Source organism: Pseudomonas sp. NPDC089401 (genome assembly GCF_044749485.1).
Taxonomy (GTDB): Bacteria; Pseudomonadota; Gammaproteobacteria; order Pseudomonadales; family Pseudomonadaceae; genus Aquipseudomonas.
The window spans coordinates 324301-346585 of sequence record NZ_JBIVIA010000001.1 but is presented as its reverse complement, the minus strand read 5'-3'; the positions used below and the strand labels follow the sequence as shown (position 1 = coordinate 346585).

The window sequence follows — 22285 nt, the reverse complement described above, 5'->3', positions numbered from 1 at the left end:
AGCCGTGTTGGGCTGCCGTTGGTTTTGTACGGAACCTGAGGACCTCTTCGCGGGTAAACCCGCTCCCACAGGTCAGGCGTTGCCTTCCTGACCTGCTCGCCTCAGACCAGGCGGGTGAGCATCTCCTCGGCTTCCGAGCGCTGGCCTTCATCGCCATCCCTGACCACTTCGTCGAGGATGTCACGGGCCCCCTGGTGGTCGCCCATGTCGATGTAGGCCCGTGCCAGGTCGAGCTTGGTCGCCACTTCGTCGGCACCGGAGAAGAAGTCGAAGTCCAGGTCGTCCAGTGGCGCTGGCTCGGCGGCGGCGTCTTCGGCGGTGAAGTGCGGCTCCAGCGACGGCGACTCGAGATTCTGCGACAACTTGTCGAGCTCGGCGTTGACATCGTCCAGTTCCGAGGCGAAGCGCTTGGCCGCAGGCGAGTCGTCATCCAGCGACAACGACAGGTCGAAGTCCTCCGGCAGCTCCAGCTCGGAAATCGGATCGAATTCCGGCATGGCATCGAAGGCCGCGAGTTCGGCGGCGACATCCACCGGCTCTTCCTCGGCGGCAGCCGCTGCGACAGGCTCGCCAACGTCCAGGTCGAAGTCAGCCAGATCGTCGAGGCTCGGTGACTCAGGCTCGACTGGCGCCTGGGCCTGGGCCAGCAGGGCTTCGAAGTCGTCATCGGCATCGGTTTGCGGTTCGGCGGCGGCAACCGGCTCGACATCGGCCTGCAGATCGTTCAGGTCGGCCTCTTCCAGCACTGGCGGCTCGAGATGATCGTCCACGGGCAAGTCATCGCCCAGGCTCAGGTCGAAGGCACTGTCCAGCTCGCTCTCGGCGAGTACCGAGGTTTCGCTGAACGCCTCGGCAGCTGCTTCGAGCTCAGCCTCCGACATCGATTCGGCTTCAGCCTCGACCACAGGCTCAGGTTCGAGCGCCTGCTCGGGCTCGACCAGTGGCTCAGGCTCGGCTTCAGCCACCGCGGGCGGCTCAGGCTGTTCCTGCAGCAGCTCCTGCACATACTGCTCGTCCAGTTCCGCAGCCAGCGCCGCGGCGCCCACGCCTGCAGCCGCCGCGACCGCGACACCGACCATGGCCGGGTAGCGCGCCTTGAGGTCCTCGACCTGGGCGGTGTTGCTTTCGCTGGCCGGCAGCTTGCGCTCCTGCTCGACGAAGGCGCTGTGGTCGCCCTGGCGGGCGTAGACATCCATCAGCTTCAGGCGCAGGGCGTCGTCTTCCGGCTGCGCCGCGACTGCGGCCTCCAGCAGGTCGGCGGCATGATTCAGGCGGCCACGCGCCAGGCTCTCGTCGACTTCGGCCAGCAACGCGGCGTTGGGGTCCTGTACAGGTTCGGGCTCAGGCTCAGGCTCTGGCGCAACCACGGCGGCCGACGGCTGGGGCTTTTCAGCGGCGACCGCGGCAGCGGCCGACGCCGCTACCACGGCAGGCGACAGGGTCACGCTCGGCGACGACACTTCCAGCTCGTCGAAGCTGCTCGACGGCATGTCCAGGTCCGGGTTGCGCTCGCCCTCTTCGCTCAACGCCTGGGCCATGCGCAGGTGCTTTTCAGCCTCTTGCTGGGCCTTGCGCTTGCGCGCCAGCAACAGCAGCAGAAGCAGCAGCACCAGGAATGCGGAACCGGCGATCAGGCCGAGCACCACCGGGTTGCCCAGCAACCCGTCCAGCGCACCTGGTTGCGGCTCTACAGGGGCCGGCTCGGCTGGCGCAACCGGAGCGGTGTCGACGGCGGCGGGCGCCGGGGTCACCACCGGCTCTGCCGGGGCAGGCGGAGCCGCCGTGTCGGCCGGCGGCTGGGCTGGCGTCGGCGTCGGCTCGCCAGGCAGGCTGGTGGCAGGCGGGGCGTCGGCGGCAGCGCCCTGGGCCTCCAGGCGTGCCAACTGGTCGTTCTTGAGCTCGATCAGCTTCTGCAGCTTGTCCAGCTGGCTCTGCAGGTCGGTCATGCGGCTCTTCAGCTCATCGTTGTCACGACGGCTGGTGTCCAGGCTTTCCTGGGCCACGGCCAGCTTGTCATTGAGCGCCTTGGCAGAGCCGCCGGCGGCCTGGTTGCCCGGGCTGACCAGGCGCAGGTTGTCACCCTGGGCGATACGTTCGGGCGCTGCATCGGCAGCACCACGGCGGGTGGCATCGAGTTGCCGCGCACGCGGCCCCAGGCGACGGCCTTCACGCCAGGCCGAATACTGCTCGGCCACTTCGCGATTGGCCTCGGGCCGCGGGACGCTCTGGATCTGCTGCTGGTCGGGCAGGCGCAAGACCTGGCCAACCTTCAGCTGGTTGATGTTGTTGCCGATGAAGGCATCCGGGTTCAGCGCCTGGATGGCGATCATGGTCTGCTGCACCGAACCGCCGCCCTGGGTATTGCGCGCGGCGATCTGCCACAGGGTGTCACGGCGTTTGGTGGTGTAGCTGGCGGCGCTGCTGGTGGCCGGATTGACGTTGCCGGCAGCCGGCTGCTGACCCTGGGCCTGGGCCTGGTCGAGCAGCACGCTGTAGTCCCGCAGCAGGCGGCCCTGGGGCCACATCACCTGGACCAGGAACTTGACCACCGTGCCCGGCAGCGGCTGGCTGGAGGTGACCCGCAGCACGCTCTTGCCGTTGGGGTTGATCACCGGGGTGAACTTGAGATCCTCAAGATAGGTGGGATAGGCCACCCCGGCCTTGCTGAACTCTTCCGGTGTAGCCAGGCTCGGCGCCACTTCGGCGGCGGAGAGGTCGCGGACATCGAGCAGCTCGATCTCGGCATCCAGCGGTTGGTTCTGCGCCGACTTCAATGTCAGCTCACCCAACCCCAGGGCATTCGCCATGCCCGACGACAGCGCCGACGCTGCCGCCATGGCCAGAACCAGTTTGCGAATTCGAAGCATGACCTCTTCCCTTGTAAGAATCGTCCCAAAAACCTGCGCGAGGTGTAGGACAAAAGTGCTCGCCAGTATCTTTTACAGCATGTCTTTAATCAACAATTGTGCCAGCTGCACGGCATTGAGCGCGGCCCCCTTGCGCACATTGTCGGTGGTCAACCACAGGTTAAGCTGCTGATCTTCATCAATTCCATGACGTACACGACCAACATAGACCACGTCTTGGCCCACTGCGTCACCAACCGGGGTCGGATAATCGTCGTTCTCCACCAAATCGATACTTTCAGCCTGGTTCAACCGTTGATTGACCTGCGCGAGATCGACCGGGCGGCGGCTCTGCACCGCCACACTGAAGCTATCGCCGAAAAACACCGGGACTTGAACGCAGCTCACGGAAATCTTCAGTTCCGGCTGGCCCAACAGCACGGGCAACTCGCGAACCAGGCGGCGCTCAACGGCGGTATGGCCCTGCTCATCGGCGGCGCCGACCTGGGCCAGCAGGTTGAAGGCCACCTGCCGATCGAAGAAGCGCGGCTCCAGGGGGCGGGCATTGAGCAGCTCGGCGGTCTGCCGGGCCAGCTCGTTGACCGCTTCGCGGCCCTGGGCGGATACCGCCAGTGCGGCCATGACCTGTACCCGTTCGATATCCAGCAGCCCCTGCAACGGCGCCAGGGCAACGGCCACGGCAACGGCAGCAGAGCTGGGGCTGGCCAGGCGCGCTGGCAACTTGATGCCGGCAAGGCTGTCGGCGTTGGCTTCCGGCACCACCGGCAGGGCATCGTCCAGGCCGCCGGACAGGTCGATGATGCTGCAGCCGGCCTGCTCGGCCTTGCTGGCGAAGCTGCGGCTGACGGCCGGGCTGGCGGCGAAGAAGGCCAGCTTGACCTGGGCGAAATCGAAGCTGTCGACCTCGCGCACCTTGAGTTTCTTGCCGGCGAACATCACGCTGCTGCCCGCCGATTCCATGCTGGCCAGCAGGTGCAGGGTGCCGACCGGGAAGTTCAGCTCTTCGAGGATCTGTACGAGGGTTTCACCGACGCTGCCGGTGGCGCCGACGACGGCGATGTCCAGGGGGGTGGTCATTGAAGGGATCCTTTTGCTGAAACGGCGGGGGGCGGCACTTTACTTGGATTGTAGGCGTTTGTCTGTGCTGGCCTCTTCGCGGGCAAGCCCGCTCCCACAGGTAGAGCGCTGTCCTGTAGGAGCGGGTTTACCCGCGAAGAGGCCAGCACGGGAAATAAAAAACCCGCACTGTCACCAGCGCGGGTTTTCGGTAAAGCCGCAGCGATCAACGCTCCAGCAGGATCCGCAGCATGCGGCGCAGCGGTTCGGCCGCGCCCCACAGCAGCTGGTCACCCACGGTGAAGGCACCCAGGTACTGCGAACCCATGTTCAGCTTGCGCAAACGGCCAACCGGGATGTTCAAGGTACCGGTAACCTTGGTCGGAGTCAGCTCCTGCATGCTGATCTCGCGCTGGTTCGGCACCAGTTTCACCCAAGGGTTGTGCTGGCTGATCATGCCTTCGATGTCGGCCAGTGGCACGTCCTTGTTCAGCTTGATGGTCAGCGCCTGGCTGTGGCAACGCATGGCGCCGATGCGCACGCAGATACCATCGACCGGAATCGGGCTCTTGAAGCGGCCAAGGATCTTGTTGGTCTCGGCCTGGGCCTTCCACTCTTCGCGGCTCTGGCCGTTCGGCAGTTCCTTGTCGATCCACGGGATCAGGCTGCCGGCCAGCGGTACGCCGAAGTTCTCGGTCGGGAAGCCTTCGCCACGCATGGTTTCGGCGACCTTGCGGTCGATGTCGAGGATGGCGCTGGCCGGGTTGGCCAGGTCTTCGGCGACGGCAGCGTGGGTGGCGCCCATCTGCTTGATCAGCTCGCGCATGTTCTGCGCACCGGCACCGGAGGCCGCCTGGTAGGTCATGGCGCTCATCCACTCGACCAGACCGGCTTCGAACAGGCCACCCAGGCCCATCAGCATAAGGCTGACGGTGCAGTTGCCACCGATGTAGTTCTTGGTGCCAGCATCGAGCTGCTGGTCGATGACCTTGCGGTTGACCGGGTCGAGAACGATCACGGCGTCGTCCTGCATGCGCAGGGACGAAGCGGCATCGATCCAGTAGCCCTGCCAGCCGGCCTCACGCAGCTTGGGGAACACCTCGTTGGTGTAGTCGCCGCCCTGGCAGGTCAGGATCACGTCGAGGGTCTTGAGCTCTTCAATCGAATAAGCGTCCTTGAGCGGAGCAATATCCTTGCCCACGTTCGGACCCTGGCCACCCACGTTGGAGGTGGTGAAGAACACCGGCTCGATAAGGTCGAAGTCCTGCTCCTCCAGCATCCGCTGCATGAGCACGGAACCGACCATGCCGCGCCAACCGATCAGACCTACACGTTTCATCGCAACTACACCTTTGCTAAAAGTGGGCCGCCACCCTCAATTTTGGTGGCGGGCCAGAGAGATTACAGATTCCGCAGGGCCGCGACTACTGCGTCGCCCATTTCCTGCGTACCGACCTTGCGGCAACCCTCGGAGAAGATGTCACCGGTGCGCAGGCCCTGGTCCAGCACCAGGCTCACCGCCCGCTCGATCGCCTCGGCGGCAACCGACTGGTTGAAGCTGTAACGCAGCATCATCGATACCGAAAGGATAGTCGCCAACGGGTTGGCGATGCCCAGGCCTGCGATGTCCGGTGCCGAGCCGTGGCAAGGCTCGTACATGCCCTTGTTGTCGGCGTCCAGCGAGGCCGAAGGGAGCATGCCGATGGAGCCGGTGAGCATGGACGCTTCATCCGACAGGATGTCGCCGAACATGTTGTCGGTCACCATCACGTCGAACTGCTTCGGCGCGCGCACCAGCTGCATGGCCGCGTTGTCGACGTACATGTGGCTCAGCTCGACATCCGGGTAGTCCTTGGCCACGTCTTCGACCACTTCGCGCCACAGCTGGCTGGAGGCGAGGACGTTGGCCTTGTCCACCGAGCACAGCTTCTTGCCGCGCACGCGCGCCATGTCGAAGCCGACACGGGCGATGCGGCGCACTTCGCTTTCGCTGTACGGCAGGGTGTCGTAGGCCTGGCGCTCGCCGCCTTCCAGCTCGCGCTGACCACGCGGGGCACCGAAGTAGATGCCGCCGGTCAGCTCACGGACGATGAGGATGTCCAGGCCGGCGACGATTTCCGGCTTGAGCGACGACGCGTCGGCCAGTTGCGGGTAGAGGATGGCCGGGCGCAGGTTGGCGAACAGGCCCAGTTGCGAACGGATCTTCAGCAGGCCGCGCTCCGGGCGGATGTCACGCTCGATCTTGTCCCACTTCGGGCCGCCCACGGCGCCCAGCAGCACGGCGTCGGCCTTGCGGGCGCGCTCCAGGGTCTCGTCTGCCAGCGGCACACCGTGCTTGTCGATGGCAGCGCCACCGATCACGTCGTGCTCCAGGCTGAAACCGAGCTGGAACTTGTCGTTGGCCAGTTCCAGTACCTTGACCGCTTCGGCCATGATTTCCGGGCCGATGCCATCACCTGGGAGAATCAGAATCTGCTTGCTCATGCTTTCCTCTATCCATTCACACGGTGCGGCCAAGCGGGCCCCACCGAAACGTTCTCAACGCTCGGCCCACAGCACCAGCACATCGGTACTGAACGAGCCATCGGCTTCGATCTGGTAATACTGCCGTACTTCTTCGCCCATGGCTCGCTGCAATTATTTGCCCAGGCCGCGACATGACCAGCACCGCAAGCCTGTTCCGGCCCTTTCGCGGGTGAACCCGCTCCCACAGGTACAGCGCTGCCCTCGGGGCTGATGATGTTCCTGTGGGAGCGGGTTCACCCGCGAAGAGGCCGGCACTGCCAGCGACGAACCTCAGGCATCGCGGAACAGCCAGGGCTGCCCGGCGCGGTGCTTGCCTTCGAAGGCCTTGATCGCGTCGCTGTCCTGCAAGGTCAGGCCGATGTCGTCCAGCCCGTTGAGCAGGCAGTGCTTGCGGAACGCGTCGATCTCGAAGTGCAGCACCTTGCCGTCCGGGCGAGTCACCGCCTGCGCCTGCAGGTCGATGGTCAGCTGGTAGCCCGGGTTGGCTTCCACCTGCTGGAACAGCTCGTCGACTTCCTCATCGCTGAGGATGATCGGCAGCAAGCCGTTCTTGAAGCTGTTATTGAAGAAGATGTCGGCAAAGCTTGGCGCGATCACGCTACGGAAGCCGTATTCGTCCAGCGCCCACGGGGCGTGCTCACGGCTCGAACCGCAGCCGAAGTTTTCCCGCGCCAGCAACACGCTCGCACCCTGGTAGCGTGCGTGGTTGAGCACGAACTCCTGGTTCAGCGGGCGCTTGCTGTTGTCCTGATACGGCTGGCCGACGTCCAGGTAACGCCATTCGTCGAACAGATTGGGGCCGAAACCGGTGCGCTTGATCGACTTCAGGAACTGCTTGGGGATGATCTGGTCGGTGTCGACGTTGGCACGGTCCAACGGCGCGACAAGGCCGGTGTGCTGGGTAAAGGCTTTCATGCTGCGCTCCCTTGGATCAACTCGCGGACATCGATGAAGTGGCCGGCTACCGCGGCGGCGGCGGCCATGGCCGGGCTGACCAGGTGGGTACGGCCACCGGCGCCCTGACGGCCTTCGAAGTTGCGGTTGGAGGTGGACGCGCAGTGCTCGCCGCTCTCCAGGCGGTCCGGGTTCATCGCCAGGCACATCGAGCAGCCAGGCTCACGCCATTCGAAGCCGGCCTCGAGGAAGATCTTGTCCAGGCCTTCACGCTCGGCCTGGGCCTTGACCAGGCCGGAGCCCGGCACGACGATGGCCTGCTTGACGCTGGCGGCCACCTTGCGGCCCTTGGCGATGTCCGCCGCGGCGCGCAGGTCTTCGATCCGCGAGTTGGTGCACGAGCCGATGAACACGCGGTCGAGCTGGATATCGGTGATCGCCTGGTTGGCGGTCAGGCCCATGTACTTGAGCGCACGTTCGATCGAGCCACGCTTGATCAGGTCGGCCTCGGCGGCCGGGTCCGGCACGCGCTGGTCGACGGCGAGGACCATCTCCGGGGAAGTGCCCCAGCTGACCTGCGGCTTGATCTGCGCGGCGTCGAGCTCGACCACGGTGTCGAACACGGCATCGTCATCGGATACCAGGTCTTTCCAGGCTTCGACGGCACGCGTCCAGTTCTCGCCCTTCGGCGCATAGGGGCGGCCTTCGACGTAGGCGACGGTGGTGGCGTCAGTGGCCACCAGGCCGACACGAGCACCGGCCTCGATGGACATGTTGCAGATGGTCATGCGGCCTTCCATCGACAATGCGCGGATGGCGCTGCCGGCGAATTCCATGGCATGGCCGTTGCCACCGGCGGTGCCGATCTTGCCGATCACGGCGAGGACGATGTCCTTGGCGGTGACGCCGGCAGGCAACTGGCCTTCGACGCGCACCAGCATGTTCTTCATCTTCTTGGCGACCAGGCACTGGGTGGCGAGCACATGCTCGACCTCGGAGGTACCGATGCCGTGGGCCAAGGCTCCGAAGGCGCCGTGGGTCGAGGTGTGCGAGTCGCCGCAGACCACGGTCATGCCTGGCAAGGTGGCGCCCTGCTCCGGGCTGATGACGTGGACGATGCCCTGGCGCTCGTCGTTCATCTTGAATTCGACGATGCCGTATTCGTCACAGTTCTCGTCGAGGGTCTGCACCTGGAGACGCGAGACCTGGTCGACGATCGCCTCGATACCGCCCTTGCGCTCCGGCGTGGTCGGCACGTTGTGGTCCGGGGTGGCGATGTTGGCATCGATGCGCCACGGCTTGCGCTTGGCCAGGCGCAGGCCTTCGAAGGCCTGGGGCGAGGTCACCTCGTGGATGATATGGCGGTCGATGTAGATCAAGGACGAGCCGTCATCACGGCGCTTGACCTCATGGGCTTCCCAGAGTTTGTCGTAGAGCGTTTTGCCAGCCATCAGACTGTTCCTCATCAGCGTCTTTCTATGCCAAAGACCCCTTGGCTTGTACGGACGATGCTATGGGGTTAGATTGAATAACTCAAATTCATAATTTTCATGCTTTGGATAACCAAAAGGAATGCAAAGCCGTGGACCTGGCTAACCTTAGTGCCTTCATCGCCATCGCCGAAACCGGTAGCTTTTCCGGGGCCGGCGAACGCCTGTTCCTGACCCAGCCGGCCATCAGCAAACGCATCGCCGGCCTCGAGCAGCAGCTGGACGTGCGCCTGTTCGACCGCCTGGGCCGCGAGGTGAAGCTGACCGAGGCCGGCCGCGCCCTGCTGCCCCGTGCCTATCAGATACTCAACGTCCTCGATGATACCCGACGGGCGCTGAGCAATTTGACGGGGGAGGTGAGCGGTCGCCTGACCCTGGCCACCAGCCACCACATCGGCCTGCACCGCCTGCCCCCGCTCTTACGGGCATTTACCCGCCAGTACCCCGCCGTGGCGCTGGATATTCAGTTCATGGATTCGGAACAGGCCTACGACGAGATACTCCATGGCCGCGCCGAAATCGCGGTTATCACCCTCGCCCCCGAACCCCACCACCTGGTCCGGGCGATACCGGTATGGGACGACGCCCTGGATTTCGTCGCCGCGCCGGAGCACCCGCTGGCCAGCAACCACGCGGTCAGCCTGGCCGATGTCGCCCGCCACCCGGCGGTGTTCCCCGGCGGCAACACCTTCACCCACCATATCGTCCAGCGCCTGTTCGAGAGCCAGGGCCTGACGCCGAACATCGCCATGAGCACCAACTACCTGGAAACCATCAAGATGATGGTATCGATCGGCCTGGCCTGGAGCGTGCTGCCGCGCACCATGCTCGACGACCAGGTTGCATCCATCGTTTTGCCCGGCATACAGCTGTCGCGCCAGCTAGGCTACATTCTGCACACGGAGCGAACGCTATCGAATGCGGCCAGGGCCTTCATGGCCCTGCTCGACAGCCACGCAGGGTCCGCCTGACCGGTCGTCAGCTCGGCATTTCCAACTCAAGGACGCGTCATACGCCAAAGGTCTGGTAATCAATGCCCAAATCAGCAAATCGCTTTCCGCGCCTGCCGCGCATCCCTGCGGCTGATCCCCAGGAGTCGGAGCAGGCCTGGCAGAACGCCCCGCAGCTGCTGGCGGCGCTCAACGGCGCACGCCTGGGGGCCTGGCTATGGGATATCGAGACCGGCCGCGTCAGCTGGTCGCGCGGCACCCAGGCACTGTTCGGCTTCGACCCGCACCGGCCGCTGCCCAACGACATCGATTACCTCGACCTGCTGCCTGAAGAAGACCGCGCACGCACCCGCCAGCTGTTCCATGCCGTGGTCAATGGCGAGCCGGCGGAACAGGCCATGCGCCACCGCATCCGCTGGCCGGACGGCAGCCTGCACTGGCTGGAAATCAACGGCAGCCTGACCCACGACCACCACGGCCGGCGGCAGATGATTGGCGTGATCCGCGAAATCACCCGCCAGCGTGATCGGGAAAACGCGCTGATCAACTCGGAAAAGCGGTTCGCCACCCTCTTCCACCTGAGCCCCAACGCGATTCTGCTGAGCCGCCGCCAGGACGGCATGATCATCGAGGTCAACCAGCATTTCGAGGACATGTTCGGCTGGCCCGGCGACCAGGTGATCGGCAAGACCAGCACCGAGCTGGGCCTGTGGGTCAACCCCGACCACCGCCGCCAGGTGATGGAGGCGACCCGCGCCAGCAGTGGCCCGGCGATCCTCGAAGTGCAGTTCCGCGCCAGTACCGGCAAGCTCCATGACGGCATTCTCTGTACCCAGAGCATCGACCTCGAAGGCGTGAGCTACCTGATCAGCACCTTCGTCGACACCACCGAACGCAAACGCGCCGAGCAGGCGCTCAAGGACAGCCAGGAGCGTCTCGACCTGGCCCTGGATTCGGCCCAGCTGGGCACCTGGGACTGGCACATCCCCAGCGGCATGCTCTACGGCTCGGCCCGCGCCGCGCAGTTGCACGGGCTGGACCCGGTGCCCTTCCACGAATCGTTCGACGCCTTCTTCGAAGGCGTGCCGGAACACGAACGCATCAGCATGCGCCAGGCCTACCGCAGCCTGCGCGAGGGCCCGGCGGGCAATTACCAGATCACCTACCGGGTGCAGCTGGAAAACGGCGCTTCGCGCTACATAGAAAGCCGCGCACGGCTGTACCGCGACGAACAGGGCAACCCCTTGCGCATGGCCGGCACCCTGCTGGACATCACCGAACAGGTGGAGCGCGAGCAGCGCCTGAGCGCCTCGGAGGAAAAATTCGCCAGCCTGTTCCAGGTCAGCCCCGACCCGATCTGCGTGACCCGCCAGGACACCGGCCAGTTCATCGAGATCAACCCGGCCTTCACCCAGACCTTTGGCTGGGACGCCGAGCAGATCATCGGCCGCACCGCCGAACAGATCGGCCTGTGGGCCGAGTCGATCGAGCGCGCCCAGCGCATCGAACGGGTGATCCGCGAGCAGGCGCTGAGCAACGTGGCCGTGGTGGTCAACCACCGCAACGGCGCGGCGCTGACCTGCGTGATCGCCAGCCGGCTGATCACCGTCGACGACCAGCCCTGCAGCGTCACCACCCTGCGCGACATCACCCAGCAGCAACGCGCCGAGGCGGCGCTCAAGGCCAGCGAGGAGAAGTTCGCCAAAGCCTTCCACTCCAGCCCCGACGCCATCACCATCACCGAACGCCGCAGCGGCCGCTACCTGGAGGTCAACGACGGCTTCAGCCGCCTGACCGGCTACAGCGCCGACGAAGTGGTGGGCCGCAGCGTCTATGAAGTCGGCATCTGGGCCGACGACAAGCAGCGCAACGCCCTGCTCAGCGAACTCAAGGAGCGCGGCCGGGTACACCACCGGGAGATGCTCGGGCGCAACAAGCGCGGCGACATCCTCACCGTCGAGGTCTCGGTGGAGCCGATCAGCCTCAACGAGGTCGACTGCCTGCTGCTGACCGCCCGCGATGTCAGCCTGCTGAAAAACGCCCAGGCGCAGATCCGCCACCTGGCCTACCACGACCCGCTGACCAACCTGCCCAACCGCGCCCTGCTGATGGACCGCCTGAGCCAGCAGATCGCCCTGCTGCGCCGGCACAATCTGCGCGGCGCGCTGCTGTTCCTCGACCTCGACCACTTCAAGCACATCAACGATTCGCTCGGCCACCCGGTGGGTGACACGGTGCTGAAGATCATCACCGCCCGCCTGGAGGCCAGCGTGCGCCTGGAAGACACCGTGGCACGCCTGGGCGGCGACGAGTTCGTGGTGCTGCTCAGCGGCCTGGAAGGCAGCCGCGAGGCCGTGGAAAACAAGGTTCGCGAACTGGCCGATACCCTGCGCGAACTGCTGGCCGAGCCGATGTCGCTGGATGGCCAGCGCCTGCAGGTGACGCCCAGCATCGGCGTGGCGCTGATCCCCGACCACGGCACCACCCCGGCCGACCTGCTCAAGCGCGCCGACATTGCCCTGTACCGGGCCAAGGACTCCGGGCGCAACACCACCGAGCTGTTCCACACCACCATGCAGAAGGCCGCCAGCGAGCGCCTGCGCATGGAAAGCGACCTGCGCCTGGCCCTGGCCCGGGGCGAACTCGCCCTGCACTTCCAGCCCCAGGTCGATGCCCGTGACAACCGCATCGTCGGCGCCGAAGTACTGCTGCGCTGGCACCACCCGCAACTGGGCCAGCAACCGCCGGCGCAGTTCATCCAGGTACTGGAGGAAAGCGGCCTGATTCTCGAAGTTGGCAGCTGGATCCTCGACGAAGCCTGCGACGCCTGCGCCCGCATGCTGCAAGACGGGTTGATCGACGCCGAGGACTTCAGCCTGTGCGTGAACATCAGCCCCCGCCAGTTCCGCCAGAACGACTTCGTCGCACGGGTACTGCGCAGCCTGGACGATTACCGCCTGCCACGGCAGATGCTCAAGCTGGAGATCACCGAAGGCATCGTCATCCAGAACCTCGAAGACACCATCAGCAAGATGCGCGAGCTCAAGGGCTACGGGGTGAGCTTCGCGATGGACGATTTCGGCACCGGCTACTCCTCGCTGACCTACCTCAAGCGCCTGCCGGTGGACGCGCTGAAGATCGACCAGACCTTTGTCCGCGACGCGCCGGTGGACCCCAACGATGCGGAAATCGTCCGCGCCATCGTGGCGATGGCCCGCAGCCTGGACCTGGCGGTGATCGCCGAAGGGGTGGAGTTGACCGAGCAACTGGCGTTTCTCGAACGCCTGGGCTGCCATCTGTATCAGGGCTACCTGCACAGCCGGCCGCTGCCGCTGTCGGAGTTCCGGCGCATGCTGCAGGAAGCGCCGGCGGACTTCTGAAAACAAGAAAGGGCACCCGAAGGTGCCCTTTCTTTCATGCCGCTGGCGATCAGTTCAGCGATGGCTTGTCGCCATTGATCGGGATGCGCTTGGCCTTGGCTTCTTCCGGCACGATGCGCAGCAGGTCGATGCTGAGCAGGCCGTTGGCCAGGCCCGCCGACTTGACTTCGATGTGGTCGGCCAGGCGGAACGACAGCTTGAAGGCGCGCTGGGCAATGCCCTGGTGCAGGTAGGTCACCTCAGCGGCGCCGTTTTCGCGCTTGCCACCGATAACGGTCAGGACGCCCTTCTCGACTTGCAGGTCGAGGTCCTGCTCCTGGAAACCGGCGGCGGCAACCACGATGCGATAGTGGTCATCGCCATGTTTTTCCACGTTGTAGGGAGGGTAGCTGCTACCCGCCTCGTTACGTGCCGCGGATTCGAACAGGTCGTTGAAACGGTCGAAGCCAACGGAATGGCGGAACAGTGGAGCGAGAGAGAAAGCGCTGGTCATGGTCATAAACTCCTGAAATTCAGCAAGTAGGTCATTACGCGACCCGACTTCGGCATCGCGTACTCAAGAGATATGGGCTGGGGAAAAGCTTTCAAGGGGCAGGGTGAAAAAATCTGAAATCAGCGTCGGCCTTTTCGCGGGTAAACCCGCTCCCACAGGGATAACACAAACCCAGAGAACAGCGCTGTACCTGTGGGAGCGGGTTCACCCGCGAAGAGGCCGGCTCAGGCCACACATGCCTCGAAGGAAGTCGCCTCAACCCCCAGCAAGCGGCTGATCCGCGCGCAATCATCCTCACGCCGCAACTCGGCAAACAGCACCACCGCCTCGGGATAGCTGCGGGTCAGCATCGCCAGCCACTGCTTCATGCGCCCCGGCGCATAGCGCGGCGACAGCTTGGCCTGAGCCTGGCGCCAGAACTCGCGCAGCAACGGCAGCAGGTCGTCCCAGCTCAGCGGCTGGTACTCGCGACCATCGCGCGCCGCAGCGATCTGCAAGGCCAGGTCCGGCCGCGAGACCAACCCGCGGCCGAGCATGATGTCCTCGGCACCACTGACTTCGCGGCAACGCCGCCAGTCGTCGACGGTCCAGATCTCGCCATTGGCGAACACCGGCACCCGGACCACATCCTGCACCCGCGCCACCCATTCCCAGTGCGCTGGCGGCTTGTAGCCCTCGACCTTGGTCCGCGCATGCACCACCAGGTGCGCCGAACCGCCCTCGGCCAGCGCCCTGGCGCAATCCAGCGCACCGTCCGGGCTGTCGAAGCCCAGGCGCATCTTCGAGGTGACCGGGATATGCGCCGGCACCGCCCGGCGCACTTCACGCACGATGGCGTGGAGCAATTCCGGCTCCTTGAGCAAGACCGCGCCGCCGCGGGACTTGTTCACCGTCTTGGCCGGGCAGCCGAAGTTCAGGTCGATCACCGGCGCCCCCAGCTCGCAGGCCAGCGCGGCGTTTTCCGCCAGGCACACAGGGTCCGAGCCGAGCAACTGCACGCGCATCGGCACGCCGGCAGCCGTGCGTGCACCCTGGCGCAACTCGGGGGCGAGCTTGTCGAACGAGGAAGCCGGCAGCAGGCGGTCGCACACACGGATGAACTCGGTGACGCACCAATCGATGCCGCCCACTCGGGTCAGGACGTCGCGCAGGATGTTGTCGACCAGCCCCTCCATCGGGGCCAGGGCAATTTGCATTTCAGGGTCTCGGCGGAAAAAGCCGGCAGTCTAGCAAATATTGCCGGGGTTTCAGGCGCCGATCAGCGCCGCGCCATAACCGTCGAGGAATTCCGCCGGCATGCGCCTGGGCTTGCCGCTGGACAGCTCGATGCAGGCGAAGGTGGTCTGCGCACGCAGCAGGGTCACACCGTCACGCGGGCGCTTGAGCTGGAAGCGCCGGGTCATGCGCAGGCGCTGGTCCCAGTCGATGATCCAGGTGGCCAGTTGCAGTTCATCGTCCTCGTAACCGGCAGCGAGGTAGTCGATTTCATGGCGCACCACCGCCATGGCCCGGTCCAGACGCCGGTATTCGGCCAGGTCCAGGCCCAGGCGCTGGGAGTGGCGCCAGGCGCAGCGCTCCAGCCAGGTGACGTAGACCGCGTTGTTGGCGTGGCCGAGGCCGTCGATGTCCTCGCTGCCGACGCGCAGGTCGATGATGAATGGCGTTGCCAGGTCCCAGCTCATGCCCGCTCCCAATGTCAGTGAACGGGCCGAGTGTAACGGATGTTCAGGCACTCTGCCGCGCAGGTTCACGGGCCAGCAGCTCCAGCACCGCCTCGCTCAGGCGCGGATCAGCCAGCACGCGCTGGTGCCCACCCTCCTCCAGCAGCATCAGGCGGCTGTCGAACCAGGCCTTGTGGATGAGCGCAGCCTCACTGGCGGGCACCAGGCCATCATCACTGGCATGCACCACCAGGCCCGGCAGTTCCAGCTGATAGCCACTGACATCAAGGCGGGCGATCTGCATGCCGACGTCTCGCTCGACCTGGCGGATGAACGCCGCCCTGGCCCGCGCCGGCAGCCCCAGGCGCCGGGCAAAGCCACGCAACACGCCAAGCAACTGCGCCGGCGCGGCGATGCTCACGGCAGCCTCGGCACGCAGGCCCATCTGCAATGCCAGCAGCACGCTGGCACCGCCCATGGAGTGGCCAATCACGGCGCGCAGCGGCGGCAACTCGGCAGCGGCCTCCAGCAACGCCCGGGCAAACAGCACCACGTGCGCCTGCTGCCCCGGCGAACGGCCATGGGCCGGCCCTTCCAGCGACACCACGGTGTAGCCGCCGCGCACCAGGGTTTCGATCAGCGCGGCGAACTGGGTCGGGCGCCCTTCCCAGCCGTGCATCAGCAACACCGTCGGCCCCTTGCCCCAGCGCAGCGCCGACAGGCCGAAGCGCAAGGTGATGCGCTCGGCGCTGGCCAGCAGCGGCAGCTCCCAGTGCCTGGGCGGCAGATTGCGCGGGGTCATGAAAGCGCGGCGCATCTTGCCGGCGACATGCTCAGGGGCCAGATGGCCAAGGGTGCCGTTGACGCCGCGAATCCAGCTCAGGGTTGTCATCGCCTTGCTCCAGGTTGCACTAGGTTAGAGAACCGCCGATTTGGCGGCACGCAGGATGCGATCGGACAGCTCGCCCGTGCCCAGGGCACGCGCCAGGGCCAGGCCGCCGATCATCAGGGCCAGGTCGGCCAGGGCCTTGTCGGCGTCCTCCGGGCGGTCGACCATGGCGGCGGTCATCAGCTCGATGTGCTCTGCCAGCACTTCCCGGAAAGCCTCCGGCAGGCGCTGCATTTCGCCGAGTGCATTGGGCAGCGGGCAGGCATGCACCTCGGCGTCGCGGTGCTTGCGCGACAGGTAGAACGCACTGACCAGGGCGCGGCGGCCTTCCCCGTCGAGGCTGGGGTCGACCTGGGCAAGCAATGCCCGGCGCTCGCTCAACAACTGGCTGAAGGCTTCGAGCATCAGCTCGTCCTTGCTGTCGAAATGCGCATAGAAGCCCCCTACCGTCAGGCCTGCGGCCCCCATCACCTGGCTGACACTCGGCTCGGCCGGGCCGTGCTGGATCAATGCACTGCGGGCAGCCTCAAGGATGCGTTCGCGGGTTCTGGTCTTCTTGTCGCTCATGGAAGCATTCACCGAGCAAAATATGATGATCGAAATATGATCTTCATCATATTTTTATGCAAGCAAAATCGCAACCGTTGGTCGACGAGGAAAAGTTCGGAAAGGGAGAAAAACAAAAGGCCCATTCAATATGCGAATGAGCCTTTAAAGTCCCGCAAAACGCGGGTAAAAATGGCGTCCCCTAGGGGACTCGAACCCCTGTTACCGCCGTGAAAGGGCGGTGTCCTAGGCCACTAGACGAAGGGGACGTAACCTTCGTGCCGACCCGCCGAAGCGAATCGCGGCAAAATTGGTGGAGCTAAGCGGGATCGAACCGCTGACCTCCTGCATGCCATGCAGGCGCTCTCCCAGCTGAGCTATAGCCCCGGATTTCTAGCCTCGCGGCCCAGCGACATAGTGAAACATCGCTTGTGTGAAACTGGCGTCCCCTAGGGGACTCGAACCCCTGTTACCGCCGTGAAAGGGCGGTGTCCTAGGCCACTAGACGAAGGGGACATAACCTTCGTGCCGACCCACCGAAGCGAATCGCGGCAAAATTGGTGGAGCTAAGCGGGATCGAACCGCTGACCTCCTGCATGCCATGCAGGCGCTCTCCCAGCTGAGCTATAGCCCCGGATTTCTAGCCTCGCGGCCCAGCGACATAGTAAAACATCGCTTGTGTGAAACTGGCGTCCCCTAGGGGACTCGAACCCCTGTTACCGCCGTGAAAGGGCGGTGTCCTAGGCCACTAGACGAAGGGGACGAACCTTCTTACCTTCAAGACCCGGTTGCTGGACCCGGTCTTGCTTGCCAGCCGTCGGCTGCCAAGCGGAATTTGGTGGAGCTAAGCGGGATCGAACCGCTGACCTCCTGCATGCCATGCAGGCGCTCTCCCAGCTGAGCTATAGCCCCACAATGTCGCTCTGAACAGAAGCGCTGGCTGGGTGCCTGGCGTTTCGTTTTCGTTCATCGCTGTGGACGGGGCGCATATTAAGATCGGATTGCAGGGCTGTCAAACTAAATTTTGAAAATATTCAAAATTTTTTTCACAGATAACAATCACTTACCGCCCTGCCCTGGTGAAAAACAAGCACCGAGCCCTGTGGGAGCGGGTTTACCCGCGAATGCGGCGGTGCATGACCCATCGTATTCGCGGGTAAACCCGCTCCCACAGGTTCAGCTATCGCTTCAGAAATGCGCTCAGGCGATGTTCGCCAGCAGCTTTTCCCATTCCTTGTTTTCTTTCTTCGACACGCCGCCCAGCAGGTCCAGCGCCTGGCGCAGGCGGTAGCGGGTCAGGTCGGGGCCGAGGATTTCCATGGCGTCGAGCACCGACACCGAGCTGGCCTGGCCGGTGATGGCGGCGAACATCAGCGGCATGGCATCGCGCAGCTTGAATTCCAGCGCTTCCACCACCGCCTGGATGCAACCGGTGATACGGTCTTTTTCCCACTGACGCAGGCTTTCCAGCTTCCACAGGATCAGCTGCATCACCTGGCGCACCTGGTCGGCGGACAGCTTCTTGCTTTCGAACAGCTTGGCGTCGAGCTTGAGCGCACCCTCGAAGAAGAACCCACCCAACGGCGCGACCTGGCTGAAGGTTTCGACCCGGCCCTGCACGTGCGGGGCGATCTTCATCATGTAGTCGCTGTTGAAGGCCCATTTCTGCAGGCGCGCGGCGAACGCTTCCACCGGCAGCTCACGCAGCCACTGGCCATTGAGCCAGGACAGCTTCTCGACGTCGAAGATCGGCCCGCCCAGGGAAATACGCGACAGGTCGAAGTGCTCGACCATCTCGTCCAGGGAGAACTTCTCGCGCTCGTCGGGCATCGACCAGCCCATGCGACCGAGGTAGTTGAGCATCGCCTCGGGCATGAAGCCCATGCGCTCGTAGAACGTCACCGAAGTCGGGTTCTTGCGCTTGGACAGCTTGGACTTGTCGGGGTTGCGCAGCAGCGGCATGTAGCACAGCTTGGGCTGCTCCCAGCCGAAGTACTCGTACAGCTTGATCAGCTTGGGTGCCGACGGCAGCCACTCTTCGCCGCGCAGGACGTGGGTGATGCCCATCAGGTGGTCGTCGACCACGTTGGCGAGGAAGTACGTCGGCAGGCCGTCGTTCTTCATCAGCACCTGCATGTCCATGCGGTCCCACGGGATTTCGACGTCGCCACGGAGCATGTCCGGGACCACGCAGATCCCTTCGCTCGGCACCTTCATGCGGATCACGTGTTGCTCGCCGGCGGCCAGGCGACGCTGCACTTCCTCGTCGCTCAGCAGCAGGGCACGGCCGTCGTAGCGCGGCGTCTCGCCGCGGGCCATCTGCTCGGCGCGCATCTGCTCCAGCTCTTCAGCGGTGCAGAAGCAATAGAAGGCGTGGCCGGCGTCGACCAGTTCCTTGGCGTACTTGGCGTAGATCTCGCCACGCTCGCTCTGCCGGTACGGGCCGTGCGGGCCGCCGACATCCGGGCCTTCGTTCCATTCGATGCCGAGCCAGCGCAGGGCGTCGAAGATCTGCTGCTCCGACTCGCGCGTGGAGCGCAGCTGGTCGGTGTCTTCGATACGCAGGATGAACTCACCGCCGTGCTGCTTGGCAAAGCAGTAGTTGAACAGGGCGATGTAGGCGGTGCCGACATGGGGGTCGCCAGTGGGCGATGGCGCGATACGCGTGCGAACGGTGGTCATGGAGAGTCTCGGACGAAAGATGAAACAAAGGCGCGATGTTAGCAGGGAGCAGGCACCGGGCTCCAGCAATGGCGCGAACGTCACTTGTCGACGGGCCATCTGCCGCTGTTAAATTTACTTACATTTCTGGAACGATAGTCCCCATGCCTGCCCAACTCAAACGCCGCCTGGCGATCTTCTTCACCCTGGTGGCCATCATCGCCCTCGCCTTCCTGGCCCATTGGTATTTCAAGGGTCGCTTCTACGAAAGCACCGACAACGCCTATGTGCAGGGCGAGATCACCCGCATCTCCAGCCAGCTTGGCGCCCGAATCGACGAGGTACGGGTCGACGACAACCAGCACGTCGACAAGGGCGACCTGCTGGTGCGCCTGGAGTCCGCCGACTTCGAACTGGCGCTGGAGCGCGCCCGCGCCGCCCTCGCCACCCGCGAAGCCGAATATGCCCAGGCGCAGAGCCGCCTGACCCAGCAAGGCAGCCTGATCGCCGCAGGCCAGGCCCAGGTGGCGGCCAGCCAGGCCACTTTCGACCGTTCGCGCCTGGACTTGAGCCGGGTGGAAAAACTGCGCAAGCCCGGGTTCGTCTCCGAGGAACGGGTCACCACCCTGGCAGCCGACAGCCATGTCGCCGGCTCCCAGGTCGACAAGGCCCGCGCCGACCTGCAAAGCCAGCGCCAGCAGGTCAATGCGCTGAACGCCGAGCTCAAGCGCCTCGACGCGCAGATCGCCAACGCCCGCGCCGACCTGGCCCAGGCCGAGCTGAACCTGGCCCGCTGCGAGATCCGCGCGCCGCTCAGCGGCACCATCGGCCAGCGCAGCGCGCGCAACGGCCAGGTGGTGCAAGCCGGCGCCTACCTGCTGTCGATCGTGCCTGACGAAGACATCTGGGTGCAGGCCAACTTCAAGGAAACCCAGATCGGCCACATGCAGCCCGGCCAGCGTGCCGAACTGGTGTTCGACAGTTATCCCAACACACCGATCGAAGGCCGCGTCGAGAGCCTGTTCGCCGCCTCCGGCGCGCAGTTCAGCCTGCTGCCGCCAGACAATGCCACCGGCAACTTCACCAAGGTGGTGCAGCGCATCCCGGTCAAACTGACCTTCTCCGCCGACAACCCGCTGCACGGGCGCATTCGCCCCGGCATGTCGGTCACCGCCACCGTCGACCTGCGCCGCGAAGACGAAGGCCACGATGGCCGGTGATCAGCTGCTGCGCCCTGTCGCGGAGCCGACCCGGCGCGACTGGATCGCGGTGATGAGCGTGATGCTCGGCGCCTTCATGGCCGTACTCGACATCCAGATCACCAACTCCTCGCTCAAGGACATCCAGGGCGCGCTGTCGGCGACCCTGGAGGAAGGCTCGTGGATTTCCACCTCCTACCTGGTGGCGGAGATCATCATGATCCCGCTGACTGCCTGGCTGGTGCAGTTGCTGTCGGCACGGCGCCTTGCCGTGTGGGTGTCGGGCGGTTTCCTGGTGTCGTCATTGCTCTGCTCGATGGCCTGGAACCTGGAAAGCATGATCCTGTTCCGCGCCCTGCAGGGCTTCACCGGTGGCGCGCTGATCCCGCTGGCCTTCACCCTGACCCTGATCAAGCTGCCCGAACACCACCGCGCCAAGGGCATGGCCATGTTCGCCATGACGGCCACCTTCGCCCCCTCGATCGGGCCGACCCTGGGTGGCTGGCTGACCGAGAACTGGGGTTGGGAATATATCTTCTACATCAACATCCCGCCCGGGCTGGTGATGATCGCCGGCCTGCTCTACGGGCTGGAGAAGAAGGAGGCGCACTGGGAGCTGCTGAAAAGCACCGACTATGCCGGCATCGTTACCCTCGGCGTCGGCCTGGGTTGCCTGCAGGTGTTTCTCGAGGAGGGTCACCGCAAGGACTGGCTGGAATCCAGCCTGATCGTCGGCCTGGCCACGGTCGCCCTGGTCAGCCTGATCACCTTCGTCATCCTGCAGCTGTCCAAACCGCACCCGCTGATCAACCTGCGCATCCTCGGCAACCGCAATTTCGGCCTGTCGAGCATCGCCAGCCTGGGCATGGGGGTCGGGTTGTATGGGTCGATCTACCTGCTGCCGCTGTACCTGGCGCAGATCCAGGGCTACAACGCCCTGCAGATCGGCGAGGTGATCATGTGGATGGGTATCCCGCAGCTGTTCCTGATCCCGCTGGTGCCGCAACTGATGAAGGTGATCTCGCCCAAGCTGCTGTGCGCCGTTGGCTTTTGCCTGTTCGGTGTCGCCAGCTTCAGCTCGGGCGTGTTGAACCCGGACTTCGCCGGGCCGCAATTCAATCATATCCAGATCATCCGCGCGGTCGGCCAGCCGATGATCATGGTGACCATTTCGTTGATCGCCACCGCGTATATCCAGCCGCAGGATGCCGGATCGGCGTCGAGCCTGTTCAACATCCTGCGCAACCTGGGGGGCGCCATCGGCATTGCCCTGCTGGCGACCCTGCTGGATGCGCGGACCAAGGTCTACTTCGATTACCTGAGGGAGTCGGTGGTGCCGGGCAATCCGCAGGTGGCCGAGCGCCTGACGCAACTGGCGGAGCGCTTGGGCAACGACACTGCGGCACTGGGCAGGTTGAGCGAGATCACCCACCAGCAGGCGATGATCATGGCGTACAACGATGCCTTTCACCTGGTCGGGATCGGACTGGCGGTGAGCATGGTGGCGGTGCTGCTGACCCGTAAGTTGCCGCAGGGGTTGAAGGCTGGGGAAGCTCACTGAACCTTTTGTCGTCTGTACCGGCCTCTTCGCGGGTAAACCCGCTCCCACAGGTGCTGCGGTTCCTGTGGGAGCGGGTTTACCCGCGAAGAGGCCGGAACAGGCGAAAGATCAA

16 protein-coding genes, 6 tRNA genes and 1 pseudogene are annotated in these 22285 nt (G+C 64.7%); 4 read left to right on the top strand and 19 right to left on the bottom strand.

What is annotated here, in order from left to right:
- Positions 1-101: 101 nt before the first annotated feature.
- The 7 genes and pseudogenes from ACIP21_RS01660 to leuC all read right to left on the bottom strand — a co-directional run bounded on the left by ACIP21_RS01660 (position 102) and on the right by leuC (position 8794).
- On the bottom strand, positions 102-2867 hold the full coding sequence (locus ACIP21_RS01660) for a FimV/HubP family polar landmark protein (RefSeq protein ID WP_400683199.1): 2766 nt from the start codon (positions 2865-2867) through the stop codon (positions 102-104).
- 72 nt (positions 2868-2939) lie between these two features.
- Positions 2940-3944, bottom strand: coding sequence for an aspartate-semialdehyde dehydrogenase (locus ACIP21_RS01655; protein ID WP_400683196.1), 1005 nt, complete (start codon positions 3942-3944; stop codon positions 2940-2942).
- A gap of 205 nt (positions 3945-4149) precedes the next feature.
- A complete protein-coding gene (gene asd / locus ACIP21_RS01650) occupies positions 4150-5262 on the bottom strand; it encodes an aspartate-semialdehyde dehydrogenase (RefSeq protein ID WP_400683193.1) in 1113 nt (370 codons plus the stop codon).
- A gap of 62 nt (positions 5263-5324) precedes the next feature.
- Positions 5325-6407, bottom strand: a complete 1083-nt coding sequence (gene leuB / locus ACIP21_RS01645) for a 3-isopropylmalate dehydrogenase (RefSeq protein WP_400683191.1) — start codon at positions 6405-6407, stop codon at positions 5325-5327.
- A gap of 54 nt (positions 6408-6461) precedes the next feature.
- Positions 6462-6560: pseudogene (locus ACIP21_RS01640) on the bottom strand (SAM-dependent methyltransferase); the annotation flags it as partial.
- Positions 6561-6719: 159 nt separating this feature from the next.
- Entirely contained in the window at positions 6720-7364 is a 645-nt protein-coding gene (leuD, locus tag ACIP21_RS01635) for a 3-isopropylmalate dehydratase small subunit (protein WP_400683188.1), read from the bottom strand.
- Positions 7361-8794 carry a 3-isopropylmalate dehydratase large subunit gene (gene leuC / locus ACIP21_RS01630; protein ID WP_400683186.1) on the bottom strand — a complete coding sequence of 478 codons (1434 nt, stop codon included), beginning with the start codon at positions 8792-8794 and terminating at the stop codon, positions 7361-7363. The genes leuD and leuC overlap by 4 nt, the downstream gene beginning before the upstream one ends.
- A gap of 131 nt (positions 8795-8925) precedes the next feature.
- Here leuC and ACIP21_RS01625 point away from each other — a divergent pair, with 131 nt between their 5' ends.
- Positions 8926-9804: a LysR family transcriptional regulator gene (locus ACIP21_RS01625; protein ID WP_400683184.1), complete on the top strand. Its 879-nt coding sequence runs from the start codon at positions 8926-8928 to the stop codon at positions 9802-9804.
- A gap of 62 nt (positions 9805-9866) precedes the next feature.
- On the top strand, positions 9867-13163 hold the full coding sequence (locus ACIP21_RS01620) for a PAS domain S-box protein (protein ID WP_400683182.1): 3297 nt from the start codon (positions 9867-9869) through the stop codon (positions 13161-13163).
- A gap of 49 nt (positions 13164-13212) precedes the next feature.
- Here ACIP21_RS01620 and ACIP21_RS01615 read toward each other — a convergent pair whose 3' ends face one another.
- The 12 genes from ACIP21_RS01615 to gltX all read right to left on the bottom strand — a co-directional run bounded on the left by ACIP21_RS01615 (position 13213) and on the right by gltX (position 19434).
- Entirely contained in the window at positions 13213-13656 is a 444-nt protein-coding gene (locus ACIP21_RS01615; RefSeq protein WP_400683179.1) for an Hsp20 family protein, read from the bottom strand.
- Between the two features lie 224 nt (positions 13657-13880).
- On the bottom strand, positions 13881-14852 hold the full coding sequence (locus tag ACIP21_RS01610) for a tRNA dihydrouridine synthase (RefSeq protein ID WP_400683176.1): 972 nt from the start codon (positions 14850-14852) through the stop codon (positions 13881-13883).
- 51 nt (positions 14853-14903) lie between these two features.
- Complete coding sequence (locus tag ACIP21_RS01605; RefSeq protein WP_400683173.1) at positions 14904-15338, bottom strand: acyl-CoA thioesterase; 435 nt, start codon at positions 15336-15338, stop codon at positions 14904-14906.
- 43 nt (positions 15339-15381) lie between these two features.
- On the bottom strand, positions 15382-16209 hold the full coding sequence (locus tag ACIP21_RS01600; protein ID WP_400683171.1) for an alpha/beta fold hydrolase: 828 nt from the start codon (positions 16207-16209) through the stop codon (positions 15382-15384).
- Positions 16210-16233: 24 nt separating this feature from the next.
- Entirely contained in the window at positions 16234-16773 is a 540-nt protein-coding gene (locus ACIP21_RS01595) for a TetR/AcrR family transcriptional regulator (RefSeq protein ID WP_400683169.1), read from the bottom strand.
- 172 nt (positions 16774-16945) lie between these two features.
- Positions 16946-17021, bottom strand: a tRNA-Glu gene (locus ACIP21_RS01590).
- Positions 17022-17063: 42 nt separating this feature from the next.
- Positions 17064-17139: transfer RNA gene (locus ACIP21_RS01585), tRNA-Ala, on the bottom strand.
- Between the two features lie 53 nt (positions 17140-17192).
- Positions 17193-17268: transfer RNA gene (locus ACIP21_RS01580), tRNA-Glu, on the bottom strand.
- A gap of 42 nt (positions 17269-17310) precedes the next feature.
- Positions 17311-17386: transfer RNA gene (locus tag ACIP21_RS01575), tRNA-Ala, on the bottom strand.
- A 53-nt stretch (positions 17387-17439) separates the two neighbouring features.
- A tRNA-Glu gene (locus ACIP21_RS01570) sits at positions 17440-17515 on the bottom strand.
- Positions 17516-17588: 73 nt separating this feature from the next.
- Positions 17589-17664: transfer RNA gene (locus ACIP21_RS01565), tRNA-Ala, on the bottom strand.
- 288 nt (positions 17665-17952) lie between these two features.
- Positions 17953-19434: a glutamate--tRNA ligase gene (gene gltX / locus ACIP21_RS01560; protein WP_400683167.1), complete on the bottom strand. Its 1482-nt coding sequence runs from the start codon at positions 19432-19434 to the stop codon at positions 17953-17955.
- Positions 19435-19577: 143 nt separating this feature from the next.
- Here gltX and ACIP21_RS01555 point away from each other — a divergent pair, with 143 nt between their 5' ends.
- The gene (locus ACIP21_RS01555; protein WP_400683165.1) at positions 19578-20633 is read left to right on the top strand and encodes an HlyD family secretion protein; all 1056 of its coding nucleotides are present in this window, start codon (positions 19578-19580) and stop codon (positions 20631-20633) included.
- 49 nt (positions 20634-20682) lie between these two features.
- Positions 20683-22173: an MDR family MFS transporter gene (locus tag ACIP21_RS01550; protein WP_400684273.1), complete on the top strand. Its 1491-nt coding sequence runs from the start codon at positions 20683-20685 to the stop codon at positions 22171-22173.
- Positions 22174-22285 lie beyond the last annotated feature (112 nt).

Bases quoted from the DNA above. Each gene is read 5' to 3' on its own strand.
- ACIP21_RS01660 (WP_400683199.1), bottom strand. From the start codon at position 2,867: ATGCTTCGAATTCGCAAACTGGTTCTGGCCATGGCGGCAGCGTCGGCG.
- ACIP21_RS01655 (WP_400683196.1), bottom strand. From the start codon at position 3,944: ATGACCACCCCCCTGGACATCGCCGTCGTCGGCGCCACCGGCAGCGTC.
- asd (WP_400683193.1), bottom strand. From the start codon at position 5,262: ATGAAACGTGTAGGTCTGATCGGTTGGCGCGGCATGGTCGGTTCCGTG.
- leuB (WP_400683191.1), bottom strand. From the start codon at position 6,407: ATGAGCAAGCAGATTCTGATTCTCCCAGGTGATGGCATCGGCCCGGAA.
- leuD (WP_400683188.1), bottom strand. From the start codon at position 7,364: ATGAAAGCCTTTACCCAGCACACCGGCCTTGTCGCGCCGTTGGACCGT.
- leuC (WP_400683186.1), bottom strand. From the start codon at position 8,794: ATGGCTGGCAAAACGCTCTACGACAAACTCTGGGAAGCCCATGAGGTC.
- ACIP21_RS01620 (WP_400683182.1), top strand. From the start codon at position 9,867: ATGCCCAAATCAGCAAATCGCTTTCCGCGCCTGCCGCGCATCCCTGCG.
- ACIP21_RS01615 (WP_400683179.1), bottom strand. From the start codon at position 13,656: ATGACCAGCGCTTTCTCTCTCGCTCCACTGTTCCGCCATTCCGTTGGC.
- ACIP21_RS01610 (WP_400683176.1), bottom strand. From the start codon at position 14,852: ATGCAAATTGCCCTGGCCCCGATGGAGGGGCTGGTCGACAACATCCTG.
- ACIP21_RS01605 (WP_400683173.1), bottom strand. From the start codon at position 15,338: ATGAGCTGGGACCTGGCAACGCCATTCATCATCGACCTGCGCGTCGGC.
- ACIP21_RS01600 (WP_400683171.1), bottom strand. From the start codon at position 16,209: ATGACAACCCTGAGCTGGATTCGCGGCGTCAACGGCACCCTTGGCCAT.
- ACIP21_RS01595 (WP_400683169.1), bottom strand. From the start codon at position 16,773: ATGAGCGACAAGAAGACCAGAACCCGCGAACGCATCCTTGAGGCTGCC.
- gltX (WP_400683167.1), bottom strand. From the start codon at position 19,434: ATGACCACCGTTCGCACGCGTATCGCGCCATCGCCCACTGGCGACCCC.
- ACIP21_RS01555 (WP_400683165.1), top strand. From the start codon at position 19,578: ATGCCTGCCCAACTCAAACGCCGCCTGGCGATCTTCTTCACCCTGGTG.